Here is a 25,940-nt window from a genome sequence, read left to right as displayed (position 1 = left end):
AGATGGCAGGGAGATAGATCGCGATGGGATCCGACTCCGGCTGGGAGCTGATCAAGATCTACGAGAGCCTGTACGGGCTCGACCAGGGCAACCTGACCCGGGAGCAGATCAAGCAGAAGCTCGACGCCGCCAAGCCGGACGACGTGGGCAGGGCCGGCCAGGCGTTCCTCGACGCCGCCGACCTGGTGGGCGGGACGATCGGCGGCAACGGGCCGGCCGAGTCCGGCATCCAGGCCGCGCTGAGCAGAACGGCCAAGGAGCTCGCCCAGGTGTGGCGCGGCCCGGCCGCGGTCGAGGTGCAGTCGGCGCTGCGCGCGCTCTACGCGACGGCGGGCGCGCTGGGTGACGCCATGGCGTCCAGCGGGGCCGCCATGTCCTGGTATGCGAGCGTGGTGAAGGAGGCGCAGGCCAACTTCCCCGCCGCCACGGACAAGAGCGGCGAGGGCGCCGGGGGCGGCACCACGGGAAGCCCGCCCACCGATGCGGACGAGGCCGCGCGTAACCACTTCCGCAAGCTCAACGAGGACATCCAGCAGGCGAACAACGCCTTCGCCGACGGGCTGGCCTTCGAACTGCCCGCCATCGAGCCGATGACCATCGACCTCACCCAGTCGCCGCGCATCCACCCGGGCGGCACGAACGCGCCCACGAACCATCCCGGCGGGGTGTGGCACGGCGACTCCTCCGGGGACGGCACGTCCGGCTCGGGCACGTCCGGCTCAGGCACCGGGGGCTCGGGTTCCACCGGGTCCGGGTCGAGCGGTTCGGGCTCCGGCGGGGGCGGCCACTCGGGCGACGGCAGCGGCTCCGGCGGCACCGGCTCGGGCGGCACCGGCACGGACGGGTCCGGCAACGCGGGCGACCCCGGCGGTTCGGGCACGGGGCAGACGGGCACGGGGCAGACGGGCACAGGGCAGAACGCAGGGCACGACACGGGGCAGTCGGGCGGGTCGGGCACGGCTCCGGCCGTGATCGGCGGCTCCGACAGGACCGACCTGGCGAACGCCCATCCCCTGCCCGTCGGCACGACCTCCGCGGGCACCACCCCCAACGCGCTCACCGGCTATCCGGACGCGCACATCCCCGTCACGACGACCGGACCCGGCGCCACACTGCCGCCCGGCGGTGTGATCGGCACGTACGGCGGGCAGCGCGGCGGATACGGGACCGGATTCGGCGTCGGCGCCCAAGCGGGCGAATCCGTCCTCGGCGGCCTGCGTGCCGGCCAGGCCGGTGCGGGCTCCTCCTTCATGCCCTACGGTCCGGCGGGCGCGGCCGGATCGGAGGGCCGGGAGGAGCGCGAGCGGGAGATCTACGACCCCGAGCCGGACGTCTGGCGCGTGTCGAGCGCCATCAGCCCCGACCGCATCGGCTGACGAAGGCCCACCCGCGGCCTGCGTCCCCGACGCCGGCACGCCGTCTGTTCCCGGATCGGCCGATCCGGGAACAGACGGCAGGTCAGAGGGCAGGTCAGAGGCCCAGCCTGCGGCTGATGCGGTCGAGCTCTCCCAGCACGTCCTCCGCGGTCCGGTCGAAGGCGGTCTCCGCCTCTCTCACCTGGGCGAGCACGGCTTCCGGGTCGTCCAGGAACCTCGTCTGGTCGCCCTCCTGCCCGAGCGCCTCGGCCATGGCCCGGTTCATCTGCCGGTACAGGTCGTCGGACGCGGCGCGCATCGTCTCCTTGATCCGGTCGGCCAGCTCGCCCGAGCTCAGCCGCATCGCCTTGGGGTGGAGCTCCAGCTCGCTCAGCCCGCGGGTGGAGAACTCCACGCTGACCAGCCCGTCCTCGTCCCGGGCCCGGCCGACGAGCGAGGACAGGGTGCTCTGGAGCCGTTCGACGGCCTCGATCCTGGCGTCCGCCCGCTCCCTGAATCGCTCCATGTCGAAGTCGTCGAACCCGCCGCCGGCCATCTGAGCCCCTTTTCCCCGCGATTTCCGAACATCGGCAAGTTAACGCATTCAAACCTGGGCGTACGGGTTTTACGGCCTCACCCGTTACACATCAGTGAACATCCGCCTAATTTACGCTTTCCACCTGCGAAAACGTCGCCCTGGCGCGTGGCAGGGGCTCGAAGCCCGGTGATAGGGAAGATCACGTGCCATACGGTGAACCCTCGCCAAGCCAGTCACCGGCGATCTCCGCGACGACCTCGCCCCCCGGCTCGGTGACCGCGCCGCCGAACATGCAGGCCTCCCCGGCTCCGTCCGTGCCCTCGATGGTCAGCCCGTGCCCGCACACTCCGCCCTGTCCGCCGCCCGGTCCCTGCCTGCCTGACGCGCTGCGCGTACGGCAGGCTGGGACGTCTCAGGCCCCGAAGCTGGCCGTGACACAGGCCGCGTTCCCCGCCGGCCCGGGCGGCGGCCCGCCCGGCCCGCCCGGCTACGAGGTGGCCGCGGGCTTCATCAGGAAGTTCGCCGGCACGGTGGGCGGCTCCGCCGACGGCGTCCGGCGGCTGGGGGACGCCACGCCCCGCTTCCAGGGCTGGAACCTCGCCCCGCTCGCCGGGATCCCCATCGTCGGGCTCGCCTTCGTCCACCGGTTCAACTTCGTCTCCGACACCTGGTCGACCGCCGCCGGCATCCTCGGCGACGCCCTGCACACGGACGGCGAGACGCTGGTCAGGGCCGCCGACAACTACGTCGCGGCGGAGAAGGCGAGCAAGGCGGCCATCCAGCAGACGCGCCCCTGAGAGGACCCGCATGTCGACCCCGCCCAGCGAGCCGGGCACGCTGTTCGTTCCCGGCCGGCCCGCCTCGGGCCCCAAGGAGCTGTACATCACGGACTCGAGCGGCAACGTCCAGCGAGCCGTTTCCGTGGCACCGGCGGACACGACCGCCACATCGGCCACGTCCGCCGCCACGCGTACCGATCCCGGCTTCTTCAGGAACCTCGTCAGGGCGTTGAACCCGCTGCGGCAGCAGACGCGCACCGCGTCGGCCATGTCCGGGCTGGGGATCGCGGCCCTCGCCCTGGACGTGGCCGCCACGCTGAACCTCGGCAACCCCTTCCTCTTCTACGACCGGCGGGAGCTGTGGAAGGAGATGGGAGGCCGGCTCGAGAGCGGCAGGTCCGACATCTGGTTCTCCTACTTCCAGGACGTCAGCCCGAACTGGAAGGGCCAGGCGGCCGACCTGCTCGGGCGGCGGGTCCGCTTCAACACCACGGTCCTGTACGAGAAGCTCCACGGGGTCACCGGCGAGATGAGCGGCGCGATGCACAGCCAGTTCAAGGAGGTCCTGGAGTACGACCTGTCGGTGTTCGGCCTCTACGCGGCCTCGGCGCCGGTCCTCCGTACGCTGGCGGCGATGAGCGCGCACCCGGCCGGGCGGGTCGCGCTGATCTCGCAGGCGGGCGTGTTCGTCAGCGCGCTGGGCAACCTCGTCAAGCAGTTCGCCGACGTCTACATGGCCTACGAGAGCGACCTCAACAAGATGGAGCAGAAGCTCAACGACGTGCGGGCCGCCTTCTTCGAGGGGGGCGACCCGGCGCGGGGTCGCCGCGACCTCACGCTCACCACCGCCGTGGCGGACCGCGCGCACATCCACGACTACTGGCAGCCGGCGAACAAGGACTTCCAATGAAGAACACGGCCGCGTTCAACGAGGGCAGGGAAGGCGACGTCGCCGGCCTGGTGCGGGAGGTCCAGGGCCGCGTCGGCGCGCTCGCCGACCTGCTCCACGGGCTGAGCGAGGAGGTGGTCGAGGGGACCGACGCCACGGGCGTCGTGGTGGCCCGGGTCACCGGGGCGGGCCACCTGCTCGGGCTGACCATCGACCCGCGGGCGATGCGCGACCTCGACCACGTCGCGATGTCCGCCGCGATCCAGGGCGCGATCGGCGCCGCGCGGAGCGAGACGGGCGAGCGGCTGGCGAGGGCCATGGAGGACTTCGCGGAACCACCCGCGCCCGGCGACCCGCTCGCCCCCTACGTCCAGGCCCTGCTGCGGGAGGAGTGACCGTGGACGAGATGCGCGAGCTCCGGGCGCGCATGGAGCGGCTGGAGGCCGCGGCCGCCCTGATGGACGAGCTCGCGACCGAACGGAGCACGCGGGACTACGCCGGCAGGGCCGACGAGGGCCGGATCACGGCGACCGTCGACGCCGTCGGCACGCTTCGCGCCCTCGACATCCATCCGCTCAGCATGCGCAGGCTCGACAGCCGCACGCTCGCCGAGGCCGTCCTGAAGGCCGTACGGCGGGCCGAGGCGGCCGCGGAGGCGGCGAAGGAGGAGATGCTGCGCGGCGGGCTGGAGGCCGCGGGGGTGCCGCACGTGGCCGGCCTCCTCGGCGACGCCCGCCGCGCGTTCGACGAGCGGGCGTCGCCCGAAGGCGCCGATCGGGCCTAGCGACCGGGAACCGCCGCTTCCTCGCCGTCGGCCCCGCACCGAATCCCGGACGTCTCCGGCCGTGGCCCCGCCAGGCCGTCCGCACGGTGCGAACCCGCTCTCCGGACGTTTCCGAGGATCTCCCTATGCTCACTTCTTTGAATAGTCATATTGTTGACTATGAACGAGCGAAGGGAGCGGTTCCATGGCCTTACGGCACGCCGTCCTCGCGGCGCTGCTCGACGGCGAGCTCAGCGGCTACCAGCTGGCCAAGGCGTTCGACGTCGGTGTGGCCAACTTCTGGCACGCCCTGCCCCAGCAGTTGTACGCCGAGCTGGCCAGGCTGGAGAGGGAGGGACTGGTCGCGGGGCGGCAGGTGGTCCAGGAGACCCGGCCCACCAAGCGCCTCTTCCACGTCACGGACGCCGGGCTCGCCGAGCTGGAGCGGTTCGCGGCGGCCGCGTCGAAGCCGTCGTTCATCCGTGACGACCTGCTCGTCAAGGTGCAGGCGGCCGACCACGTCGACGCCGGGCCGCTGATCCGGCAGGTCGAGGAGAGGGCCGCCATGGCCGAGGCCAAGATCGATCTGTTCCGGCGCATCCTCCGGAAGATGCGCGGCGACCTGGGCGAAGAGGAGTTCCTCCGCGAAGGCGGGCGCGTGGGGCCGTACCTGACCTGCCTGCGCGGCCTGGCCTTCGAGGAGGGCAACCGCGACTGGTGCCTGCGGACCGCCGCGGTCCTGCGGGACAGGAGCGCGGCCGTGCCGGGCGGAGGAACCGCGTCCATCACACGAGAGGGGACCGCGCCGGCTCCCCGGAACCAGGAGGTGGCGCATGCCGAGCGGTGAGCGCCTGCGTTACGTCGCCCTCGGCGACAGCCAGACCGAAGGGCTCGGCGACGGCGACCCCGCCCACCCGCGGGGCTGGGCCGACCGGCTCGCCGAACGGCTCACGACCGTGGACCCCGAGGTCGCGTACGCCAACCTGGCGGTGCGCGGGCGGCTCGCGGGGGAGGTTCGGGCCGGGCAGCTCGCGCCGGCCCTGGCGTTGCGCCCCCATCTGGCCACCGTCGTGGCCGGCGTCAACGACCTGATCAGGCCCCGCTTCGACGCGGCCGAGGTGGCCGGGCACCTGGATGCGATGTTCGCCGGTCTCACGGCCGCCGGGGCCCGCGTCGCGACCCTCACGTTCCCGGACGTCGGGAAGATCGCGCCGATCGCCCGGCCGCTCCGGTCGCGGGTGTTCGAACTCAACGACCGCATCAGGGCGGCCGCGGCACGGCATGGGGTCGTAGTCGCCGAGACGGCGTCTCATGCCGTCTCCACCGACCCCCGGATGTGGAGCTCCGACCGGCTGCACGCGAGTCCGCTCGGCCACGAGCGCATCGCGGCGGCCGTGGCCCACGCCCTCGGGCTGCCCGGCAGCGACGACGGCTGGACGCTGCCGCTGCATCCCCCGGTGGACCCGGCCGGGTGGCGGGCACTGGGCGCCGAGTTGCGCTGGGCGGGCGCGTTCCTCGGTCCGTGGCTGGTGCGGCGCCTCCTCGGCAGGTCGTCCGGCGACGGTCGTACCGCCAAGCGCCCCGCGCTGCTGCCCGTACGGCCGGCCGCGTGACCTCCGGCGGGCACCGGCGGCCGGCGCACCCCGGGAGACGCCGTCCCGCGATCCGGGGAGTCAGCCCGACAGGCCGCGCACCCAGGCGTACAGGTCGAGCACGCCCAGCGTGAGCGGGACCAGCGCGACGATCAGCAGCGCGTCGAGGATGTCCGCCGCCCGCCCCCAGAACGGCGAGGGCCTGCCCGTGGGCAGCCAGAGACCGAGTCCGAGCACGAGCAGGGCCGTCCACAGCACCCCGATCGTCACGGCCACCTCGGCGACGGCGTCGGCGCCCGTGCCCAGCGCGAACGCCAGGGCGGCGGCCCCGGTGGCGGCGGCGAGGACCATCCACAGCCGCTGGGCGACCCCCGCGAACACCCTCGCCCGCATGGCCAGCGCCAGCGCCAGCGTCGCCGCCGTCACGCGGGCGACCCAGCCGCCGTGCTGGACGAGCAGCAGCTCCCCCGCGACACCGGCGAGCGCGATCGCGATGACCATGCCGGTGGCGTACCGGTGGGCCTGCGCGGTCCGCTGGAGCACCAGCGGGCCGTCGATCCGCTGGTTGTCGCTGCGCAGCTCCTCGGCGCTGGTGGGCAGCGGCGGCAGCGGCACCCTGGCCATCCGGAACGACAGCGTGGGGATGAGCGGGCTCAGCGCCAGCAGGGCCGTCGCGACCACGGCCGCCGCCCCGGCGCCCGATCCCCCGAACACCATCACGCCCCCGGCGCCCACGGCCCCGGCGACGGACGCGACCGCGACGCCGAGGAAGCCGGCCACGCCGTCGGCGATCAGCACGCCGCCGACGGTCGCCACCAGCGCGGTGTACGCGAGCCCGGCCAGCAGGTTCGGCGCCCCGAGGACCAGCACGGCGCCCGATGCGCCGGGCGTGAACAGCCCGGCGAGGAAGCCGTGCGGCAGGGCCGCGTAGCCGACGAGGGCGCCCGCGGTGGGCTGGCCGACCGCCCTGGACACCACGGCCCCGGCGGCGAGGAGCAGCACCGCGACGGCTCCGGCCACCCCGGCGGTGAGCCGCGGCGGGGCCGCCGCCAGCGCGAGGACGACGGCGCCGAGCGCGAGCAGCCCGGCGGCCACACCCATGCCGAGCAGCCTGGTGTGCCGCGGCTCCCACCTGCCGCCGCCTTCCTTGGTCCCGGTGGCGACGACGTCGGCCACGTCGTCGTACACCGCGGGCGGCAGCACGGCGTCGCGCGGGCGCAGGTAGAGGACCTCTCCGTCCAGGACGCCCAGCGCGCCCAGGCTCTGGCCGAGGTCGAGCGGCGGGCCGCCGAGACGCTGGAGCACCCAGCCGGGGGCCGCGGCCGCGTCGCCCGCCACCTCGCCGACCGCCCGGAGCAGTCCGGGCATGACGTGCGGCAGCGGGATGTCCGACGGCAGCGCGAGGTCCGCCTTCCTGCGCGGGGCGACCACGGTGACGTGGCACAGGGGCGGCAGCGGCACGGTCGCCTGCGGCAGCGCGCCCTGCTGAACCGCGCCCTGTTGACCCGGGCCGTGCTGAACCATGCCCTGCTGGACGACACCCTGCTGGATGTGAAGGGGGGCCGGCGATGACACAGCGGGAATCCTCTCCCGAAGATCTCTCTGACAGCCCGAAAATATCGGCAAACCTGGTAGAAAAGTCAGTCAGATGAGCATTGTTGTGGTCTCGCGCCCCGAGCGCCGCCCGGGCCCCAAGCCGCCCCGTGGCGAGATCCTCCTGGAATCCCCACCGGAGATTCCCGAGGTCCAGCCGCAGGGTCTGATGTCCGTGCTCACGTACGTGCCGATGCTGGCCGGCGGCGCCGCGATGGCGCTGATGTTCACGGCGGGCGGCACCGGCAATCCCCTCATGTACGTGGCCAGCGGACTGTTCGCCGTCTCCATGGTCGGCATGAGCGTCGGCCAGCTCGGACGCAACGCCGGTGAGCGCAGGAACCGGCTCAACGGGCTGCGCCGCGACTACTTCCGCTACCTGTCGCAGATCCGCAGGAAGGTCCGCAGGGCCGCCGTGCAGCAGCGGGAGGCGCTGGAGTGGAGCGGGCCGCCGCCCGACTCGCTGTGGTGGCTCGCGATGGGCCCGCGCCTGTGGGAGCGCAGGCCGCGCGACGACGACTTCGCGACCGTACGGCTCGGCACCGGCGTGCAGAAGCTGGCCATCCAGCTCGTCCCGCCGGACACCAAGCCGGTGGAGGACCTCGACGCGCTGTCGGCCGGCGCGCTGCGCCGGTTCGTCCGGGCGCACGCCACGGTGTCGGGGCTGCCCGTCGCGGTCGCCCTGCACTCCTTCGCTCGCATCCACCTCACCGGCGACCCCACCGCGGTGCGCGAGCTGGTGCGGGCGATGATCGCGCAGCTCGTCGTCTTCCACTCCCCCGACGACATGCGGATCATGATCTGCGCGAGCAAGGAGTGGATGCCCCACTGGGAGTGGGCGAAGTGGCTGCCGCACGCCCTGCATCCCGAGCAGGCCGACGCCGCGGGCCAGGTCAGGCTCATGGCGGAGAACCTCGCCCACCTCGACGCGCTGGTCGGGGAGGAGCTGAGGGAGCGCGCCAGGTTCCGGCCCGGCGCCTCCGCCGAGGCGCTGCCGTACCACGTGGTGATCGTGGACGGCGGGCACGTGCCGCACGACAGCCAGCTCGGCTCCGACGCCATCCAGGGCGTGACCGTGATCGACCTGTCCGGCGCGACCGGGCCGGCCCCGGAGGCGATCACGCTCCGGCTGGACGTCCAGCCCGACGGCTTCCACATGGTCAAGATCGACCACGCGGGACGGCGGTCGAGCAACCGGCTCGGCGACCCCGACCGCCTCGGCTATCTCCAGGCGGAGGGGCTGGCCCGGCAGCTCGCGCCGCTGCGCGCCTCCGCCGGCACCCAGGGCGAGGCGCAGGACGTGCTCGGCGTCAACACCTCGCTCACCGACCTGCTCGGCGTGGGCGATCCCGTCCACCTCGACCCCGCGGTGATCTGGCAGCCCCGCGCCGGACGCAACCGGCTGCGGGTGCCGATCGGCCTGGGCGCGGACGGGCGCGTCGTCGAGCTCGACATCAAGGAGTCGGCGCAGGGCGGCATGGGGCCGCACGGCCTGGTCATCGGCGCGACCGGCTCCGGCAAGAGCGAGCTGCTGCGCACGCTGGTGCTCGGCCTGGCCATCACGCACTCCTCCGAGATCCTCAACTTCGTGCTGGTCGACTTCAAGGGCGGCGCGACGTTCCTCGGCTTGGACTCCCTGTCCCACGTGTCGGCGGTCATCACCAACCTGGAGGACGAGCTGCCGCTCGTCGACCGCATGCACGACGCGCTGCACGGCGAGATGGTGCGCCGCCAGGAGCTGCTGCGCGCCGCGGGCAACTACGCCTCGCTGCGCGACTACGAGCGGGCCAGGGAGCAGGGCGCCGACCTGCGGCCGATGCCGACCCTGTTCGTCGTGATCGACGAGTTCAGCGAGCTGCTCGCCGCCAAGCCCGAGTTCATCGACCTGTTCGTGATGATCGGACGGCTCGGCCGCTCGCTCGGCGTGCACCTCCTGCTGGCCTCCCAGCGCCTTGAGGAGGGCCGGCTGCGCGGCCTCGACACCCACCTGTCGTACCGGATCGGCCTGCGCACGTTCTCGGCCATGGAGAGCCGGGTCGTGCTCGGCGTCGCCGACGCCTACGAGCTGCCGCCCGCGCCGGGCAACGGCTACCTGAAGTACGACACGACCGGGATGACCCGGTTCAAGGCCGCGTACGTGTCCGGCCCCCACCACGCCGACCCCGCGCGGTCCGCGCCCGGTGAGGCCGGGCGGCCGGTGCGCGACGTGGTGGAGTACGGCACCGCCTTCGCGCCCGTCGAGGTGACCGAGACGCCCAGGGAGCTGGCACCCGCCGAGGAGGCCGGCGGCCCCCGGCACAGCCTGCTGGACGTCGTGGTCGGCCGGCTCACCGGCCACGGCCCGCCCGCCCACCGGATCTGGCTGCCCCCGCTGGCCGAGCCGCCGACGCTGGCCCACCTGCTGCCGCCGCTGTCCGTCACCCCCCAGCACGGCCTGACCACGGCGACCTGGGGCGGCCGGGGGATGCTCCACGCGGTCGTCGGCATCGTCGACCGGCCGTTCGAGCAGCGCCGCGACCCCTACTGGCTGGACCTGTCGGGAGGCGCGGGCCACGTCGGCGTCGCGGGCGGCACGCAGAGCGGCAAGAGCACGGTGCTGCGGACCCTGATCACGAGCATGGCCCTGATGCACACGCCGCGCGAGGTGCAGTTCTACTGCCTCGACTTCGGCGGCGGCTCCCTGGCCTCGCTGGAGGCGCTGCCCCACGTGGGCGGCGTGGCGAGCCGCCTCGACGCCGACCGCGTGCGCCGTACGGTCGCCGAGATCTCCACGATCCTGGAGCGGCGTGAGGCGGACTTCGCCGAGCACGGCATCGAGTCGGTCGCGGCCTACCGGCGGATGCGGGCCGAGTCCGGCCGCGACGGCGACGGCTGGGGCGACGTGTTCCTGGTCGTGGACGGCTGGCTGACGCTCAGGCAGGAGTTCGAGTCGCTCGAACCCGTCGTCACCGACATCGCCGCCCGGGGTCTCGGATACGGCATCCACGTGGTGGCGGCCACCAACAAGTGGTCGGAGTTCCGGGCGAGCATCCGCGACCTGTTCGGCACCAGGGTCGAGCTTAAGCTCGGCGACGCCTACGAGTCCGAGGTCAACAGGAAGGCGTCGCTGGCGGTCCCCGAGGGCGTGCCCGGACGCGGCCTCACCAAGGAAGGGCTGCACTTCCTGTCCGCGCTGCCGCGGATCGACGGCGTGCAGAGCTCCGAGGACCTCGCGGCGGGCGTCCGCGGCCTGGTGCACGCGGTCAGGGACGCCTGGCAGGGCCCGCCCGCGCCCGCGATCCGGCTGCTGCCGCCGGTGCTGCCCGCGGCCTCGCTGCCCGGCATCGAGGAGACGGGACCGAAGATCCCCATCGGCATCGACGAGGCGACGCTCTCGCCCGTGCTGCTCGACTTCGACGCCGACCCGCACTTCGTCGTCCTGGGCGACACCGAGAGCGGCAAGTCGAACCTGCTGCGGCTCGTCGCCGAGGGACTGGTCGCCAGGCGGCAGCCGCACGAGGCGATGATGATCGTTATCGACTACCGCAGGTCGCTGCTCGACTCGGCCGCGACCGCGCACCGCATCGGCTACGCGGCGTCGAGCACCGCCGCCCAGGAGCTGATCAACGACGTGCGCGGAGCCCTGCTCAAGCGGCTGCCTCCGGCGGACCTCACGCCCGAGCAGCTGCGGGCCAGGAGCTGGTGGCAGGGTTCCGACGTCTACGTCGTCGTGGACGACTACGACCTGGTCGCCACCTCGTCCAATCCGCTGCTGCCCCTGGTGGACCTGTTGCCGCAGGCGCGGGACATCGGGCTGCACCTGGTCCTGTCGCGCCAGATGGGCGGCGCGGGCCGGGCCATGTACGACCCGGTCATCCAGAAGCTGAAGGACATGGCCAGCCCCGCCGTCATCCTGTCCGGCAACAAGGACGAGGGCTACCTGTTCGGCAACGTCCGGGCGCATCCGCTGCCACCGGGCCGGGGCTACCACGTCGACAGGAGGTTCGGCGCGCGGCTCGCCCAGACCGCGTTCCTGCCTCCTCCGGACAGTGAGTGAGAGGTGGAAAGGAGCAGCACGTGACCGGTTTCGACATCCACTTCCAGGCGCTCGAAAGCTGCCGTACGGCGGTGACCAAGGCCTGGGGCCAGTACGAGAGCCTGCACGGCGGCCTGCCCGACAAGCCCGACACCCCGGCGGCCGCCTTCGGGCACGTGGACGGCGCGGCGGCGCTGGCGCGGGCCGTCGACACGGCCTACGCCGCGCTGACCGCCGAAGCGGCCGACGCGAGGACGAAGCTGAAAGGCGTCGAACGGGCGCTGGAGAGCGTGCAGGACAACGTCCGGAAGGCCAACAAGGCCACGTCCACCTCGATGCAGGTATGAGCGGGGTCTCCGACCTGCCGGGCGGCGCCGAGCTGGCCGCCATGGCGGAGAAGGTGAGCGGCGATCCCGGCACGATCCGCGAGATCGCCGTGAAGTGGCGCGGCGCGGCCGGCGACGCGCAGGACTACGCGGGCGGCGTGGGCCGGGCCGTGCGCACCGTGGACGCCGCGTGGCAGGGCCGCTCCGCCGACGCCTTCGTGGACTACATGAACAGGTACGGCAAGGCGGCGGACGGCCTCCACGACGCTCTGGGCGCGTGCGCGGGCGCGCTGGAGAAGGTCGCGGCCGCGCTGGAGAGCGCCAAGTCGAAGATCGACGGCATCTGCGGTGACGTGGTCGCCGAGGCCGCGACCTACCGCAGTCGAAACCAGGACGCCACGGACAAGGAACTGGAAAGCGGGCTGCGGGCCATCGTCTCCCGTGGCATCGAGGACGCCCGGCCGCATCTGGAGCAGGTGAACACGGCCGTCGGCGACGCCACGAAGACGCTGGGCTCCCACCTGGGCGCTGAGTACCGTGACGGCGCGCTCACCTTCGCCAAGATCCCTGACCCGGGCAAACAGGACTTCGTGCCCCGGCACGGGCACACCGTCGACTGGCAGCGCACCCCCGGCTACACGGGGGCCCCCGGGGACACAGCGCACCCGAAGTACGCGTCGTACGGCGGGACGAACCTGAGCGGCGTGAGCGGCTCAGGCGCATCGAGCGGGAGCGGCGGCTTCGGCGGCTACGGCCCCAGCGGCCCGCCGCCGGCCGGCGGCGGGCCGGCGCCCACCGGCCAGGTCAAGGAGTGGATCGATCAGGCCATCGCGATCCTCACGGCGCAGGGCTACCCCGCCGGGAAGATGAACCGGGACGACATCTGGATGATCATCCGGCACGAGTCGGGCGGGAACCCCCACGCGATCAACAACTGGGACTCGAACGCGGCCGCGGGAACCCCCTCGAAGGGGCTGATGCAGACCATCGACCCCACGTTCGACCGCTGGTCGCTGCCGGGGCACAAGGACATCTGGAATCCGGTCGACAACATCATCGCGGGAGTCCGCTACGCCGTCGCGCGCTACGGCTCGGTCTCGGCCGTTCCCGGTGTGGTGGGCATGAAGACCGGCACCGGATACCGCGGATACTGACCTTCAGGCGGCGGGGAAGTCGGTGGCGGGCGCGCTGAGCGCGGCGGCCTCGACGTTCGCCCGCAGGGCCTCGACCTTGGCCACGGCGTAGGAGTGGGCGTCCGAGCCGAGCAGCTGCCGCAGCGGGCCCTCCCCGGCCAGGACCCGGCCGATGATCGCGCCGGCGCCCTTGGCCGGGTCGCCGAGCTGGCTGCCCTGGAGCTTGAGATGGTCGGAGGTCATCTCGCGGATGGCCGGGTAGTGCGCGGTCGTCCGGACGGGCAGGGCGAGCGAGTCCTCGGTGAGGAACTCGGTGCGGAAGTAGCCCGGCTCGACGATGGTGACCGTGACGCCGAAGTCCGCCACCTCGGCGGCGAGGGCCTCGCTCAGCCCCTCAAGCGCGAACTTCCCGGCGCAGTAGAGAGCCCAGCCCGGGACGGCCGTCAGGCCCAGGATCGAGGACACGTTGACGATGTGGCCGCCGCGTTGCTCGCGGAGGATGGGCAGGGCGGCGCGCAGCACGTTCCACACACCCACGACCTGGACGTCGAGCATGTCACGGACCTCGCGGTCGCCGGTCTCCTCCACCGCGGCCAGGAAGCCGTAGCCCGCGTTGTTGACGACGACGTCCAGGCCTCCCCAGCGCTCGGCGGTCTCCTGCACGGCCCGCCTGACCGACGCCTCGTCGCGCAGGTCGACGGTGAGCGGGAGAAGGCGCGACGTGTCGATCCCGTCACCGAGCGCGGCCAGCAGCCGCTCCGGCGACCGCGTCGTCGCCGCCACGCGGTCGCCGCGCGCCAGCACCTGCGTGACGAGTTCGAGGCCCAGGCCGCGGGAGGTGCCGGTCACGAACCAGACGGCCGGTCGATCTGTCGGGAAGCTCATGGTCGTCCTCTGCTTGTCGAATGCTCTGCTTGTCGGATGCTCTGCCTGCCCGTTGCGGGCGGCGGCGCCGGCCGGGGAGCCCCGGGGACCGGCACGGCACCAGCCTGGTTCACCACCAACCGCTGTAGGGCGCCATATCGCGCCCTGCGTGACCGCGCACCGGGCAACCTAGGACGCACAGGACCAGTCAGGATCGGACGGCGAGAGAGACACTGGGTTCCATGGCCGACACCAACCGCGAACTCGCCGACTTCCTGAGACGCGCCCGGAGCCAGGTCGACCCGTCACGGGCCGGCCTGCCCCCCGACGGCCGCGTACGGCGGGTTCCGGGCCTGCGGCGCGAGGAGGTCGCCCTCCTGGCCGGAGTGTCGAGCGACTACTACGCCCGCCTCGAGCAGGGCCGGCGCATCACCCCCTCACCGGCGGTCGTCGAGGCCGTCGGCCGGGCCCTGGAGCTCGACGACGCGGGACGCGCGCATCTGCACGACCTCATCGGAATGAGCGCGGCGCCCGTCCGGCGGCGGGCCCGCGGCGTCCAGCGCGTGCGCCCCGGGCTCTACCAGCTCCTCGACGCCCTCGACGGCGAGCCCGCCCTCGTCCTCGGCCGCCGCACCGACGTGCTCGCCTCCAACCGGATGGCGAAAGCACTGTTCACCGACTTCGAACGGCTGCCGCCCCGGCACCGCAACTACGCGCGATGGATGTTCCTCGACGACGACGCCCGATCGCTGTTCGTCGACTGGGAGGTTCAGGCACGGGCCGCGGTCGAGAGCCTGCGGCTCGACGCCGGCCGCGACCCGGACGACCAGGCCACCACCGCCCTCATCGCCGACCTGCGCGAACACAATCGCGAGTTCGCCCACTGGTGGGAGCAGCACCGCGTCCACCAGCGCACCCACGGCTCCAAGCGGCTGCGCCACCCTCTCGTCGGTGAGCTGACCGTCGAGTACGAGACGCTCTCCCTGTCCGGTGACCCCGACATGACGCTCTTCGTCTACACCGCGGAAGCCGGCTCGTCCTCTGAACGCGCCTTGGACCTTCTCGCGAGCTGGACCCTCCCCGGCCCCGGCGGCGACGGGGCCTTCCCCCGCGACCGGCGGGAAGACGTCCGGCGGGAAGACGGCCGGGAAGTGATGGGCGACGCCGACCGCGTGTGACACGTGCCCGGACGTCACCCGCCGGCGGAGCCGTGCCGCGCGGACGAAAGGCCGGGCGGATACCCGCCCGGCCTTCGTCTATCCGGACCTGCCGGTCCGGCCTTGCTGTGTCCGGACCTTCCGGTCCGGCCTTCGTGTGGACCGGTCAGCCGCAGTTGCCCCAGCCGGCGCTGGCGCCGGCCGAGCCGACACTGCCGGAGTACCTGACGCACTTGCCCTTGGCCTGCAGCTTCACCGGGCCGGCGTAGTACTCGTAGTTACCGCTGTCGGTCTTGCTCCAGCTGTCCTGGACCTCCAGGGTCGCGGAGACGGGCGTCGCCTTGCCGACGTCGGCCGTCTTGATGGTGACGACGCAGTTCTCCCCCGTGCTGGAGTTGTACAGCTGGTAGGTGGTGCCACCCGCCATGGAGCTGCTGCGCTGCACGGAGAAGCCAGGCCCGCAGACCTGGGTCGGGCTGTAGGGGTTCCTGGCCGGCGCCGCGGTCGTCGGCTTGGGCGCCGGGGTGCTCGGCCTCGGTGCCACGGTCGTCGGCTTCGGCGCCGGGGTGCTCGGCTTGGGCGCCACGGTCGTCGGCTTCGGCGCCGGGGTGCTCGGCTTGGGCGCCACGGTCGTCGGCTTCGGCGCCGGAGTAGTCGGCTTCGGTGCCGGGGTCGTCGGCTCCTCGGTGGGCTTCCAGGTTGGCTTCTCCGTGGGCACCCAGCTGGGCAGCCCGGTGGGCTTCTCTGTGGGCCTGTCGGTAGGCCTCTCAGTGGGCTTCCCGGTAGGCCTTTCCGTGGGGTTCTCGGTGGGCTCTGTGGGCTGCGGGCTCGGCACCTGCTCCTGCCTCTCCGTGGCCGCCGGGCTCGGCGACTGTGTGGGCGGGGGCTCGGGAGTCGGCTGCGTCGGCACCGGGCTGGGCTGCGCGGTGACCGTGGCGGTGGTCGTCACCCTGGCCGTCGGCTGTGTCGTCTGCCCGGTCGGCTGCTGCGGTGGCGGGGCCACCGGCTGGGTCGGCACCGGCACGATCGGACCGGGGGTCGGGACGGAGGTGAGCTCCGGCGTCACGGGAGCGTCCGTCGGCCAGTCGCTCGGCAGCACCAGCGGCTGCACCGGCGCGTCCGGGTCGTCGGACGACAGCGCCCACGGCACCGTCACCTGCGGCGCCGCCGTCGGGGGCTGCCCGCCGCCTCCGGTCGCGCCTCCCGTGGTCCCGCCGCCCACGTTTCCGCCGTCCGCGTCACCGCCGTCCGCGATCACGCGCCCGCCGGAACCGTGCTGGCCCGCGGCGCGCTCCGCGGCGGCCGGCGACAGCTGGACCTCGGCGTAGTGGCCGGCGCCCCACAGGCCCACTCCGGAGAGCAGGACCACGGCGCCGACCGCCGCCGCGAGGCCGACGGGGAACGGCTTGCGCCTGGCCGGCTCGACCTGACCCTGGGTGGTCGGCGGCCCCCACGTCTGCTGCTGGGGCTGCTCCTGCGGCATGGCGGGCGGCTGCCAGGCCGGGGTGGGCGGCTGCTGCTGGGGCACGGGCGGCGGGCCCCACGTCTGCTGCGGAGCCGGTGGCACGGGGACTCCCCCGACCGGCGGCTGCGACGGCTGCGGGGGCAGCACCACCGTCGCGCCGGGGCCCGCCGGTTGCGCCCCGGCGGCGCCGCCGCCGAGCAGCTGCAGCATCGCGGTGTAGGCGGTCGGCCGCTGCCCCGGCTCCTTCGCGAGCGCGGGCAGCACGACCTGGCGCAGCCGCTCCTCGAGGCCGCCGAGGTCGGGCTGCGCGTTCAGCACCGCCTGCGGCTCCTGCGGGAACGGCGGACGCCCGGTCGCGGCGAAGACCACCGTGGCGGCCCAGGCGAACATGTCGGCGTACGCGTCGTACCGCTCGCCCCTGATCTGCTCGGGGGCCAGGTACGCCGGCTCGCCCACCGGCGGCCCGACGGCGACGTCGGTCAGCTTGACGCCGTCGTCCGCGACGATGACGTTATGGGGGGTGAGCGACCCGTGCGCGAGGTCGGCGAGGTGCACGGCGGTCAGCGCGGTGAGCACGCCCACCGCGACCCGTTCGAGCGCCTCCCCGGAGAGCGGGCCCTCCGCCGCCACGGCGGCGGCCAGGCTGCGCCCCTCGACGTGTTCCCTGACGACGTAGGGTCGATCACCGAGCAGGCCCGCCTCGATCGTGCGGGCCACGTATGAGCTGGACACACGCGTGGCCACAGTGAGCCGGTCGAGGACGGCCTGCCCCGAACCCGGCTCGCCGGCCAAGAGCTTGATCACCCGCACAGGGGCGTCGTCGCCGGTCTCCTTGCCGACATAGACGTCGCCGCGGGGCCCCTCGTCCAGCCGTCCCAGGATGGCGTACTCGCCTATCTGCTCGGGATCACCCGGCCGTAAAGGGTGCATCTCAGTCCTTTCTGGAAGTGACCTGATAAGGATCATTCAACCAAGAGGACACGCCGCAAAGCAGCAGTTTCCGGCAGGCCAAAACATTTAACCGTCAATTACTCAAAGGCGACGAGTCAACCCTCGCGGCCGGGACGCCACCTTCTACGCCTGCCCATCGGCACGAACACCCGCACGGCCACGATCAGCCCCACGCCGCACAGCGCCGCCGCCGCGATCGTCAGTGCCAGGTCGATCGCCTCCCGGTCCACCGGAGCCGCCCTGCTCACCGCGTTCTGCGGGAGCGGGGCCGGCGCCGGCGGCGCGATGACGGGGGCGTCGACGGCCTCCAGCGGCAGGATCGCGGTGACGGCGAGCAGCGGGTTCACCATCCCGGCGCCCGTGCCCGTCCCCACGCCGCCGTCCGCCGTGGCGGTGATGCGCCACCGCACCCGCTCCTGGTTCAGCTCCGGATGGCGGGCGCGCACCAGCGCCGCCACCCCCGCGACGTACGGCGCGGCGAAGCTGGTGCCTTCGAGCCCGCTCAGGTACGACCGTCCGGGCCAGGTGGAGGTGATGCCCTGGCCGGGCCCCAGGACGGAGACGGGAGTGATGGTGTTGGAGAAGTCGGCACGCCTGCCGTCCGGGGTGGCCGACCCCACGGCGAGCACCCCCGGATAGGCGGCGGGGTAGGAGGCCTCCGGCGTGCCGTCGTCCGCGGTCGTGTTGCCGGCCGCCGCCACGATCACCGCGTCCTTGCCGAGCGCGTACGCCACGGCCTGCCTGAGCTTCGGATCGTCGTGGGCGTCGATCGACACGTTGATCACGTCGGCGCCGAAGTCGGCCGCGTCCACGATGGCCCTGGCCAGCGTGTCCGGGTCGCCGTGCTCCTCGTTCGTCTGCTTGAGCGAGATCAGCCGCACGCCGGGTGCGACCCCGTGGAAGGGGACGCCCTTCATGTACTGGGCGGCGATGATCCCGGCGACCGCCGTGCCGTGCCCGACGCAGTCGCGGTGTCCCGTGCCGGTGTAGTCCACCTCCTTGGCCACGTGGATCTGCGGGTGCGTCAGGTCCACCCCGCTGTCGATGATCGCGACCGTGACCCCCTCGCCCGTGGTGAGCGGCCACACCCGCTTCGGGTCGAGCCTGCGCTGCGCCCACGGCTCGGCCACCTGCATGCTGCCCTTGCGCGGCGCGCACCGCACCGGCGCGGCGCGCGCCTGAGCGGGCGGCATGGGCGGTGCCGCCAGAAGCAGAGCCAGCACGGTCGCCAGAAGGCCGGGTCTCCGCATAAGTGATCAGCCTAACCAACTCGACCGGCGATGCCGGTTCAAACCAGGCATACCGGTGATGGGGACGGGCAGCGCCGGGAACGAGGCGTGCGACAGCAGTCCCGCTCAGTAAGGGGGCGGACGGCGTCCGGCGCCGGCAGGTGCATAAAATCCACCACAGCTCGTAACCCAGAGGCCCGAGGGAAGGATGGACGCGGTGCACAAGGTCCTGATCGCCAATCGCGGTGAGATCGCCGTACGGATCGCCCGGGCCTGCGCAGACGCCGGGATGTCCAGTGTCGCGGTCTACGCGGACCAGGACCTGGACGCGCTGCACGTGCGGGTGGCCGACGAGGCGCACGCGCTCGGCGGGCAGAGCCCGGCCGAGACCTACCTCGACATCGACAAGATCCTGTCGGTGGCGAAGAAGACGGGCGCGGACGCCGTCCACCCCGGCTACGGCTTCCTCGCCGAGAACGCCGGCTTCGCCCAGGCCGTGCTCGACGCCGGACTGATCTGGATCGGCCCGCCGCCCTCGGCGATCACCGCGCTCGGTGACAAGGTCCAGGCCCGGCACATCGCGCAGCGCGTGGGCGCCCCGCTCGTGGCCGGAACCCCCGACCCGGTCTCCGGGGTGGACGAGGTCGTCGCCTTCGCGCAGCAGCACGGCCTGCCGATCGCGATCAAGGCGGCCTTCGGCGGCGGCGGGCGCGGGCTCAAGGTGGCCCGCACCATGGAGGAGATCCCCGACCTGTACGAGTCCGCGGTGCGCGAGGCCGTCACCGCCTTCGGGCGCGGGGAGTGCTTCGTCGAGCGCTACCTCGACCGGCCGCGCCACGTCGAGACCCAGTGCCTGGCCGACGCCCACGGCAACGTCGTGGTCGTGTCCACCCGCGACTGCTCCCTCCAGCGCCGCCACCAGAAGCTGGTCGAGGAGGCTCCGGCGCCGTTCCTGTCCGACGAGCAGCTCGAGCTCCTCTACTCCTCCTCCAAGGCGATCCTGCGCGAGGCGGGCTATGTCGGCGCGGGCACCTGCGAGTTCCTCGTCGGCCAGGACGGCACGATCTCCTTCCTCGAGGTCAACACCCGGCTGCAGGTCGAGCACCCGGTCAGCGAGGAGGTCGCCGGCATCGACCTGGTCCGCGAGATGTTCCGCATCGCCGACGGCGAGCCGCTGGGTTACGACGACCCCGTACTGCGCGGCCACTCCATCGAGTTCCGCATCAACGCCGAGGACGCGGGCCGCAACTTCCTGCCCGCGCCGGGGACGATCACCTCGATGCGCGTCCCGTCCGGCCCCGGCGTGCGGCTGGACGGCGGCTACGAGACCGGGATGAGCGTGCCGCAGGCGTTCGACTCGCTCGTGGCCAAGCTGATCGTCACCGGCGCGACCCGCGCGCAGGCGCTGGAGCGGTCGCGCCGCGCCCTGGCCGAGTACGAGATCGGCGGGATGCCGACCGTCCTGCCGTTCCACCGGGCCGTGGTGGACGACCCCGCCTTCACCGGCGAGCCGTTCTCCGTGCACACCCGCTGGATCGAGACCGAGTTCGACAACACGATTCCCCCGTACGAGGGGGCCGTGGAGGCGGCCGAGCCCGCCGAGCGCGAGCGGATCACGGTCGAGGTCGGCGGCAAGCGCCTGGAGGTCGTCCTGCCCGCGGGGCTGAGCTCGTCGGGCTGGGGCGCGAGCGGCGGCTCCGCCCCGGCCAGGAAGGCGGCGCCCCGGCGGTCCGGCGGGGGCGGCGCCAAGAAGGCCGCGGCGAGCGGCGACTCCCTCGTCAGCCCGATGCAGGGCACGATCGTGAAGGTCGTCGTCGCCGACGGCGACACCGTCGAACCCGGCGACACGATCGTCGTCCTCGAGGCGATGAAGATGGAGCAGCCGCTTACCGCCCACAAGGGTGGCACGATCACCGGCCTCGCGGCCGCCGTCGGCCAGACGGTCACCGCCGGGGCCGTCCTGTGCGAGATCAAGGACGCCTGAGCCTCCACGCCGGCCGTGGAGGCCCGCGTCGGTGGATGTGCGATCGCGGCGGGCGGTTCGGCGAGCGGCGCCACGTCATTCACCGGCGGCACCACGCATGCCGGGTCCCGGGTGCGGAACGATAGGTTCTTGTGGAGGAACCATCGCGCCCTGCCGTTCGTCCTGTAGGGCGAAGGAGGCTTGAAGCCGTGACCATGAAGACACCGCTCGGCCGGGTGGGGGCCGCCCTGGTGGCGCTGCTCGCCGGGCTTATCACTCTGCTCGCGCTCGCGCCGTCCGCAATGGCGGCGGCTCCCCCGGACCCCACCACGGTCCTGTCGTCCTGGAAGAACTCCAAAGACCCGCTGTTCGTCCAGAGTGGGTCTCCGCTCTCGTCAAGCCAGCAGAACGAGATCCGCCAGGCGCTGAAGGACTCAAAGTCCAAGATCTACGTGGTCGCGATGCCCGACGGCACCGTGAGCACGAGCCAGGTGAGCACCTACATCCCGCAGCTGCTGACCGAACTCGACAAGGCCGGCAAGTCGAGCGCGACCGTGGCCCTTCTCGACGGCACAAGCCTGTTCGCGGGGTCGACCGAGCTGCCCAGGAACGCCCCGGGCGTGCTGGCCCGGCTGTCCACCAACTCCAACAGCGACGTGGTCACCGGCATGAAGGACTTCATCAACCGGGTGAACCTGGTGCGCGAGGGCGACGTCAACGGCGCACGCGCCAAGGGCAGCACGGTCGGCGGCGGCGGTGGTTCGGGTGTGCTTGTCGGCATTCTGGGCATCGCGGTTGTGGGAGGTGCCGGTTTGTGGATCATCGGACGCCGTAACAAGCGCAAGCGCGAGGAGCGTGAGGCCGCCGAGCTCGCCGCCGTCAAGCAGACGGTCGAGGAGGACGTCACGAAGTTCGGTGAGGAGATCACCGCGCTCGACGTGGACGTCAAGATGCTCCCGCAGGCCGAGACGACGGGCGACTGGCAGCGGGCCCTCGACTCCTACGAGCGGGCCAAGACCGAACTCGCCGCGATCAAGCGCCCGGAGGACCTGCGGACGGTGACCTCCACGCTGGAGGACGGCCGCTACGCGCTGGCCTGCGTCAAGGCGCGCGTGAACAACCAGCCGCTGCCCGAGCGGCTACCCCCGTGCTTCTTCAACCCGCAGCACGGCCCGTCGGTCCGCAACGTCCGCTGGGCGCCCCCCGGCGGCGCGGTGCGCGACGTCCCCGCCTGCGCGGCGGACGCCGAGGCGGTGGAGCGCGGCTTCGACCCGCAGATGCGCGAGGTCATGGTGAACGGCCACCGCAGGCCCTACTGGGACGCCGGTCCCGCCTACCAGCCCTACGCGTACGGCTACTACGGCGGCTTCGGCGGCGGCGACCTGCTGACCGGCATGCTCGTCGGCACCATGCTCGGCAACGCGTTCGGCGGCTGGGGGCACGGCGGATACGGCGCCGGATACGACTCCGGCTACGCCGCGGGCGTCGAGGCCGGCGGCGGCGACTGGGGCGGCGGAGGAGACTTCGGCGGCGGCGGCGGTGGCGACTGGGGCGGCGGAGGCGGCGACTGGGGTGGCGGCGACTTCGGCGGAGGAGACTTCGGCGGCGGCGACTGGTAACGCCTGAGCCCTTGAGGCACGGCATCGACAAGGGGCGGACCTAGCGGTCCGCCCCTTCGTCATGTCCGGGGGCCGCGACCGCGGGTTCGGTTGGCCACAGGGTGCGGCCACAGGGTGCGGCCACGTGCACCACAGCCGGCGTCGCGGGGCCGGTCAGCGGATTGCAAGTGCGATTAAAGATCGCGTGGGAGACTCGGGACGTTCCCTTCAGGAGGCCCCCCGTGCGTCGCTTCGCCCCCCTCTCCGTCGCTGCCTTGTTCCTGTCGCTCGCGTTCCTGTCACTTCCTGCGACAGCCGTTCACGCGGCCGCCGCGCCCTGCCAACCGGGCAGTGGCGCCAAGCTGCGCGGCAAGGACCTCACCAGCGCCGCCCTGCCCCCCGTCTTGCGGTGCGCCGACCTCACCGGCGCGAAGCTGGACGGAGTGGACCTCACGGGCAAGGACCTCACCGGGGCCGTCCTGCGCAAGGCCTCGCTGAAGGAGGCCGACCTCGGCCAGGCGCATCTCGACTACGCCGACCTGCGCGGCGCCGACCTCACCGACGCCGACATGGGCCAGATGCAGGCCAAACGGGCCAACCTTCGCGGGGCGGTGCTCGTCGACGCGGAGGCCGTGCAGGCCGAGTTCCCGCACTCCGACCTGACCGGCGCGGTCCTCACCCGGACCGTGCTCACCCAGGCCGACCTCACCGACGCCAAACTCGTGGACGCCGACCTGAAGGACGCCACGCTCGGGCAGATCAAGGGCCGTAAGGCCGACTTCACCCGGGCCAAGCTCGGCGAGGCCAAGTTCGGCCAGGCCCATCTGGAGCACGCCGTCCTGAAGGACGCCGACCTGTCCGAGGTGGAGTTCACCCAGGCCGAGCTCGACGGCGCGGACTTCCACGGGGCGAACGTCGACAAGGCCTCGTTCACCCAGGCCGACGACGTGGACCTCACCGGGGCGCGGGGCACGCCGGTCGATCTTCCCGACGACGCCGTCACGCCCGGCACCGCCACCGCCGAGGACGACCCGGCCGCAGACACCACGACCACCTGGGGGCGGGACCTGCCCGGAAACGCCGTCCGCCCGAAGGGCCCGTCGCCCGCGCTCATCCTCGTCATCGTGTCCGGGCTCGGCCTGAGCCTGACGCTGATCCTGTGGGGCGTGGCGCACCGGCGCAAGGAGCGGTTCGTGGCCGAGATGGCGGTGGCCAGGCACGCCGCCGAGGAGGACGTGACCCGCTTCGGCGAGGAGATCGACGCGCTCGACTTCGAGATGAAGATCAACCAGGTCAGCGGCCCGACGCACGAGTGGCGCGCGGCGCTCGACGCGTACGAGGCGGCCAAGCGGGCGCTGAACGTCGCCCAGACGCCCTACGACCTGCAGGCGGCGGCCACGGCGGTGGCGCGCGGACGGCAGGCCCTGCACGCGGTCAGGTCGGGGCTGTCCGCCACGGGCGGCCACCACTGACCTCGGCGATCTCACCGGCGGCCCTGCCCGAAGACGGCGTCGCGAGCGATCGAGAGGGCGGTGGAGACCGCGCCCCGCAGAACCGGATTGTCCGGGATGCCGCTCACGCGTACGTGCGCGGGGACGGGCGAGACCTCCGCCAGACGCTCGGCGACCAGGGCCGCCAGCGCGTCGCCACCGGCCAGGCTGGTGGCGCCGCCCAGGACGACGAGGCCGGGATCGAGCACGGCGACGAGCGTGAAGGCGGCCGCCGCGACCCTCTCCGCCAGGGCCGGGAGATCCAGTCCGCGTACGGCCTGCGCGCGCAGCAGGTCGCACACCCTGATGTCGAGCCGGCCGAGAAACCCGATCTCGCCGGCGCCGCCGGAGGCGCCCCGGCGGAGCCTGTCGTCCAGCACGACGGCCGCGCCGACGCCGTCGTCCAGCCAGAGCAGGACGAAGTCGTCCCGCCCGGCGGCCGCCCCCGTGGCGTGCTCGGCGACGGCGGCCAGGTTGACCTCGTTCTCCATGATGACCGGCGCGTCGACCAGGGTGCGCAGGGCCGGGAGCAGCCCGGGTCGCCAGGCGGGCTCCACGTTCGAGGCCGAGAGGTCTCCGGTCTGCGGGTCGACCATGCCGGGCGCGCCGATCACGACGGCGTGCAGGGGACGTGAGCCGGCCGCCTCGGTGAGCGCCTCGGTGACCAGGGCGGGAAGGTTCTCGCCGATCGGCCGCGTCGCCGCGCCCACGGTGGCGCCGGTGATGTCGGCGACCGTCACGTTGACCACGTCGCGCCGCACGTCCACTCCGCCCACGAACGCCCGGTCGGCGACGATGCCGTAGAGGCGGGCGTTGGGTCCCCGCCGGTCGCCGCCGCTCTCCCCGGTGACCCGGATCAGGCCGTTCACCTGGAGGCGTTCGATCAGGTCCGACACGGTCGGGCGGGACAGGCCGGTGAGCGCGCGCAACTGGGGCGCGGTCAGCGGGCCGCGTTCCAGGAGCAGGTCGAGCGCGAGCCGGTCGTTGATGGCCCGCGCGAGCTGGGGTGTCGCGGTCTTCACGGAAAAACCTCTTTTTATCAGGAACCCTGCCTGTTAATTTAGCCGTATGCGAGACAGACATCAACGGGCCACCGCCCTCGTCTTCGCCGTCCACGGCGCGGTGGCGGGCACCCTCTTCACCCGCATGCCGTGGCTCCAGGAGCACTTCGGCCTGGGCACGGCCGTCCTCGGGCTCGTCCTGCTCTGCCCGCCGATCGGCTCGTTCCTCACGATGCCGGTGACCGCGCGGCTGGCCTACCGGTTCGGGCCCAGGGCGACGACCCGGACCCTGCTGGCCCTGTGGTGCGCCTCACTGGCCCTCCCCGTGCTGGCGCCGGGCCCCCTGTGGCTGGTCCCCATGTTCCTCATGTCCGGCGCCGCCGCCGGGATGTGCGACCTGGCCATGAACGCCCAGGGCGTGCTCGTCGAACGGCGGCTGGGCCGTTCGGTCATGTCCGGCCTGCACGGCATGTGGAGCGTCGGCAACCTGTGCGGCGCGGGCCTCGGGGCCGCGGCGGCGCAGGCGGGCCTGGACGCGCGCGCGCACCTCGGCCTCATGGCGGCGGCGCTGGTCGCCGTGGGCGTCGTGGGAAGCCGCGCGCTCCTCGACGACGGGCCCGCGCCGGACGAGAAGCCGCCGTCGCGCTTCACGGTGCCACCGAGGGCCGTCCTGCTGATCGGCCTGATCGGCTTCTTCGCCACCTTCGCGGAGCGGGCCAGCGGCCAGTGGGCGGCGATCTACCTCACGAGCGTCGCGGGGGCGGGAGCGGGCGTCGCCGCGTTCGGCTACACCGTGTTCACCGCGTGCATGGTCGCGGTGCGGCTCGGCGGAGACTTCGTGGTGCGCAGGCTCGGGCCGGTGGCGACCGTGCGCGCCGGGGCTGTCACCGCCGTGCTCGGCGGTGTGATCGTGGTCGCGTTCCGCACGCCCGCGCCGGTGATCGCGGGGTTCGCGTTGTTCGGCGCCGGTATCGCCGTCGTCGTGCCGCTGGTGTTCGCGGCGGCGGGCCAGGTGGCCCGGACACCCGCCGAGGGCGTCGCGGGGGTCGCGACGATCACCTGGATGTCGGGGCTCGTGGCGCCTTCTGTCATCGGCTGGCTGGCCGGCACGTTCGCCTTCCCGTTCGCCTTCGCCCTGGTGACGTGCATGGTCGGGGCGATGATCTGGCCGGCGCGCGCCCTGAGCCCGCGCCCTGCCCGCGTCCGCGTCCCGGCCGCCGCGGCGTGCGCGGACTGACT

Annotated in this window: 21 protein-coding genes; 15 read left to right on the top strand and 6 right to left on the bottom strand. The window is 73.1% G+C overall.

Going from position 1 to position 25,940, the window contains the following annotated elements; genetic code table 11:
- Positions 1 to 23: 23 nt before the first annotated feature.
- Positions 24 to 1,376 carry a hypothetical protein gene (locus ABZ860_RS08310; protein ID WP_357216818.1) on the top strand — a complete coding sequence of 451 codons (1,353 nt, stop codon included), beginning with the start codon at positions 24 to 26 and terminating at the stop codon, positions 1,374 to 1,376.
- 94 nt (positions 1,377 to 1,470) lie between these two features.
- Here ABZ860_RS08310 and ABZ860_RS08305 read toward each other — a convergent pair whose 3' ends face one another.
- Positions 1,471 to 1,911, bottom strand: coding sequence for a YbaB/EbfC family nucleoid-associated protein (locus ABZ860_RS08305; RefSeq protein WP_357216815.1), 441 nt, complete (start codon positions 1,909 to 1,911; stop codon positions 1,471 to 1,473).
- A gap of 185 nt (positions 1,912 to 2,096) precedes the next feature.
- On the opposite strand from ABZ860_RS08305, the gene ABZ860_RS08300 reads away from it, so the two are divergent.
- The 6 genes from ABZ860_RS08300 to ABZ860_RS08275 all read left to right on the top strand — a co-directional run bounded on the left by ABZ860_RS08300 (position 2,097) and on the right by ABZ860_RS08275 (position 5,937).
- Entirely contained in the window at positions 2,097 to 2,690 is a 594-nt protein-coding gene (locus ABZ860_RS08300; RefSeq protein WP_357216813.1) for a hypothetical protein, read from the top strand.
- A 10-nt stretch (positions 2,691 to 2,700) separates the two neighbouring features.
- Entirely contained in the window at positions 2,701 to 3,582 is an 882-nt protein-coding gene (locus ABZ860_RS08295; RefSeq protein WP_357216811.1) for a hypothetical protein, read from the top strand.
- Positions 3,579 to 3,956, top strand: coding sequence for a YbaB/EbfC family nucleoid-associated protein (locus tag ABZ860_RS08290; RefSeq protein WP_357216808.1), 378 nt, complete (start codon positions 3,579 to 3,581; stop codon positions 3,954 to 3,956). The genes ABZ860_RS08295 and ABZ860_RS08290 overlap by 4 nt, the downstream gene beginning before the upstream one ends.
- Before the next feature lie 11 nt (positions 3,957 to 3,967).
- The gene (locus ABZ860_RS08285; RefSeq protein WP_357217608.1) at positions 3,968 to 4,345 is read left to right on the top strand and encodes a YbaB/EbfC family nucleoid-associated protein; all 378 of its coding nucleotides are present in this window, start codon (positions 3,968 to 3,970) and stop codon (positions 4,343 to 4,345) included.
- A gap of 184 nt (positions 4,346 to 4,529) precedes the next feature.
- Positions 4,530 to 5,171, top strand: coding sequence for a PadR family transcriptional regulator (locus ABZ860_RS08280; protein WP_357216805.1), 642 nt, complete (start codon positions 4,530 to 4,532; stop codon positions 5,169 to 5,171).
- A complete protein-coding gene (locus ABZ860_RS08275) occupies positions 5,158 to 5,937 on the top strand; it encodes an SGNH/GDSL hydrolase family protein (protein WP_357216804.1) in 780 nt (259 codons plus the stop codon). The genes ABZ860_RS08280 and ABZ860_RS08275 overlap by 14 nt, the downstream gene beginning before the upstream one ends.
- 60 nt (positions 5,938 to 5,997) lie before the next feature.
- Here ABZ860_RS08275 and eccD read toward each other — a convergent pair whose 3' ends face one another.
- A complete protein-coding gene (gene eccD, locus ABZ860_RS08270) occupies positions 5,998 to 7,491 on the bottom strand; it encodes a type VII secretion integral membrane protein EccD (protein WP_357216801.1) in 1,494 nt (497 codons plus the stop codon).
- A 73-nt stretch (positions 7,492 to 7,564) separates the two neighbouring features.
- Here eccD and eccCa point away from each other — a divergent pair, with 73 nt between their 5' ends.
- From eccCa to ABZ860_RS08255, 3 genes are read left to right on the top strand one after another with little or no spacing between them, the layout of a single operon-like run.
- Complete coding sequence (eccCa, locus tag ABZ860_RS08265; protein WP_357216799.1) at positions 7,565 to 11,545, top strand: type VII secretion protein EccCa; 3,981 nt, start codon at positions 7,565 to 7,567, stop codon at positions 11,543 to 11,545.
- 20 nt (positions 11,546 to 11,565) lie between these two features.
- On the top strand, positions 11,566 to 11,871 hold the full coding sequence (locus ABZ860_RS08260; protein WP_357216796.1) for a hypothetical protein: 306 nt from the start codon (positions 11,566 to 11,568) through the stop codon (positions 11,869 to 11,871).
- A complete protein-coding gene (locus ABZ860_RS08255; protein WP_357216793.1) occupies positions 11,868 to 13,004 on the top strand; it encodes a WXG100 family type VII secretion target in 1,137 nt (378 codons plus the stop codon). The genes ABZ860_RS08260 and ABZ860_RS08255 overlap by 4 nt, the downstream gene beginning before the upstream one ends.
- A 3-nt stretch (positions 13,005 to 13,007) precedes the next feature.
- On the opposite strand, the gene ABZ860_RS08250 is transcribed toward ABZ860_RS08255, so the two are convergent.
- Positions 13,008 to 13,868 carry an SDR family NAD(P)-dependent oxidoreductase gene (locus ABZ860_RS08250; protein WP_357216792.1) on the bottom strand — a complete coding sequence of 287 codons (861 nt, stop codon included), beginning with the start codon at positions 13,866 to 13,868 and terminating at the stop codon, positions 13,008 to 13,010.
- A 221-nt stretch (positions 13,869 to 14,089) separates the two neighbouring features.
- Here ABZ860_RS08250 and ABZ860_RS08245 point away from each other — a divergent pair, with 221 nt between their 5' ends.
- Positions 14,090 to 15,025: a helix-turn-helix transcriptional regulator gene (locus ABZ860_RS08245; RefSeq protein WP_357216789.1), complete on the top strand. Its 936-nt coding sequence runs from the start codon at positions 14,090 to 14,092 to the stop codon at positions 15,023 to 15,025.
- Positions 15,026 to 15,170: 145 nt separating this feature from the next.
- Here the strand turns inward: ABZ860_RS08245 and ABZ860_RS08240 are convergent, their stop codons facing one another.
- Together ABZ860_RS08240 and mycP are read right to left on the bottom strand one after the other, a co-directional pair.
- Positions 15,171 to 17,399 (bottom strand): serine/threonine protein kinase, encoded by a 2,229-nt coding sequence (locus ABZ860_RS08240; protein WP_357216787.1) that lies wholly within the window; start codon positions 17,397 to 17,399, stop codon positions 15,171 to 15,173.
- 116 nt (positions 17,400 to 17,515) lie between these two features.
- Complete coding sequence (gene mycP, locus ABZ860_RS08235; RefSeq protein WP_357216784.1) at positions 17,516 to 18,643, bottom strand: type VII secretion-associated serine protease mycosin; 1,128 nt, start codon at positions 18,641 to 18,643, stop codon at positions 17,516 to 17,518.
- Positions 18,644 to 18,866: 223 nt separating this feature from the next.
- Here mycP and ABZ860_RS08230 point away from each other — a divergent pair, with 223 nt between their 5' ends.
- The 3 genes from ABZ860_RS08230 to ABZ860_RS08220 all read left to right on the top strand — a co-directional run bounded on the left by ABZ860_RS08230 (position 18,867) and on the right by ABZ860_RS08220 (position 23,682).
- A complete protein-coding gene (locus tag ABZ860_RS08230; protein WP_357216782.1) occupies positions 18,867 to 20,633 on the top strand; it encodes a biotin carboxylase N-terminal domain-containing protein in 1,767 nt (588 codons plus the stop codon).
- 194 nt (positions 20,634 to 20,827) lie between these two features.
- Positions 20,828 to 22,231, top strand: coding sequence for a hypothetical protein (locus ABZ860_RS08225; RefSeq protein WP_357217606.1), 1,404 nt, complete (start codon positions 20,828 to 20,830; stop codon positions 22,229 to 22,231).
- Between the two features lie 221 nt (positions 22,232 to 22,452).
- Complete coding sequence (locus tag ABZ860_RS08220) at positions 22,453 to 23,682, top strand: pentapeptide repeat-containing protein (protein WP_357216779.1); 1,230 nt, start codon at positions 22,453 to 22,455, stop codon at positions 23,680 to 23,682.
- An 11-nt stretch (positions 23,683 to 23,693) separates the two neighbouring features.
- Here ABZ860_RS08220 and ABZ860_RS08215 read toward each other — a convergent pair whose 3' ends face one another.
- Positions 23,694 to 24,722 (bottom strand): ROK family transcriptional regulator, encoded by a 1,029-nt coding sequence (locus tag ABZ860_RS08215; RefSeq protein WP_357216776.1) that lies wholly within the window; start codon positions 24,720 to 24,722, stop codon positions 23,694 to 23,696.
- Positions 24,723 to 24,768: 46 nt separating this feature from the next.
- Here ABZ860_RS08215 and ABZ860_RS08210 point away from each other — a divergent pair, with 46 nt between their 5' ends.
- The gene (locus ABZ860_RS08210; RefSeq protein WP_357216773.1) at positions 24,769 to 25,938 is read left to right on the top strand and encodes an MFS transporter; all 1,170 of its coding nucleotides are present in this window, start codon (positions 24,769 to 24,771) and stop codon (positions 25,936 to 25,938) included.
- Positions 25,939 to 25,940: the final 2 nt, after the last annotated feature.

Source organism: Microbispora sp. NPDC046973 (assembly GCF_040644495.1).
Classification (GTDB): Bacteria; Actinomycetota; Actinomycetes; order Streptosporangiales; family Streptosporangiaceae; genus Microbispora.
This window is presented reverse-complemented; position numbering and strand designations above follow the sequence as displayed.